Here is a 1,349-nt window from a genome sequence, read left to right as displayed (position 1 = left end):
TTGCAGTACTACTACTGCTGAACAGTATGAAGCTACAGCACTCACCAGTTACTCCTGGCAAGTCAAGTATGCGAATAGCCTAACTAGTCAACCACAACCACGCACTGAAACTTTTGCTAATACTTCAGTGTTGAATCGGAATGGATTGAAACCACCAGGAGCAGTTGTTGGCCCAGATGACAAAGGGCTATGGTGGCCTACTGTACCGCCACGACCAAGTGTTGATGAAGTTGAACAACTCAAAAAATCTCAAGAAGAGGCAGGCAAACCTGAATTGATAAAAGATGTCCAGTACAAACTGACCTACGGAGTGGGTAATTTACAGAAGGCACTACCTACTAATTATGATGTTTATCGACAAGTAGTAAAAGCTTACCCCCAAAGAACTCCTTTGGAATTGACTTTGGGTGTAAATGATAATTCAGTTGAGAAAGCTGAACCTGTAAGCAAGTGATAACGCACTCGTTACATAGTAAGCAAGAAGTTAGAGATCAAGACTGAATTACTTTTCAACAATCTTATTGACACTAAAGTATAAATCAAGCTGTCAACCCCTTCTCTGCGAGACGCTGCGCGAATGGGGAATTCAAACATTTTAGACAAGACGCTAGAAGACTCGCTATTGTAGACTCGCTAACGCGGAAAGCGAGTCTTCTAGCGTCGCTTCTTGCAGACCACTGATTTCTTGAATCAGTAGGGGCTTGTACCCAGAATTAATTCAAAATTATTCTTATTCTTCCTAACAAAATTTTGAATTTTGAATTTCATTAAAGGGTCAACGATGATCTAAATTAATTTTTGCTGCGTTGATAGAAAAGATTTCAAAAAATTCTGTGGGGGCTATATGGGGGCTATATGTACCCCAAAACGGTTTAGAGGCTTGAACAAAATTTGACTCCTGTATAGGGGCTGCATGGGGGCTGCATGGGGTACATTCGATTGAGTGAGGTTTTACCCCACTTAGCCCCCAAGAGGTTATGATAATTTTTTGACGCTGAAGAAAAAAAGAGTAGTTATTTTATTCATCTCTTCTCTGCTCCCCACTTCACCTCAACAGATAACTTTCACAAATCAAAGTCTATTACCTTTCTCTTTATGTCTAACATTCACACCTTGCAAAAAATTTTTCCTGCTGGCTTTGATAACGGCTATGGAAGCCTAAAACTTTTAGTCGATGGCTTTGAAGTTGTTCGTGTGCCCAGCTATATAACCAATGCTGAGATGGAAGACGTACCAGGGAGGGTCGTTTTTAACGGTAGTGCTTACACAGTTGGAGAATCAGCTTTCCGTACAGGAAATTATTTTGACCGAAACACTGATAACAATGAAAACAAAGTCAATAATGCATT

1 protein-coding gene and 1 pseudogene are annotated in these 1,349 nt (G+C 40.3%); both read left to right on the top strand.

The window, feature by feature from the left end:
- Positions 1-454, top strand: a 454-nt coding sequence (locus tag GNF10_RS36880; RefSeq protein WP_185607493.1) for a hypothetical protein, incomplete at its 5' end; no start/stop codon positions are given.
- 641 nt (positions 455-1,095) lie between these two features.
- Positions 1,096-1,349, top strand: a pseudogene (locus tag GNF10_RS36875) (hypothetical protein); the annotation flags it as partial.

This window comes from Nostoc sp. UCD121, assembly GCF_014222285.1.
GTDB lineage: Bacteria > Cyanobacteriota > Cyanobacteriia > Cyanobacteriales > Nostocaceae > Nostoc.
The sequence above is the reverse complement of the archived record's forward strand: the minus strand, read 5'-3'. Positions and strand labels throughout refer to the sequence as shown.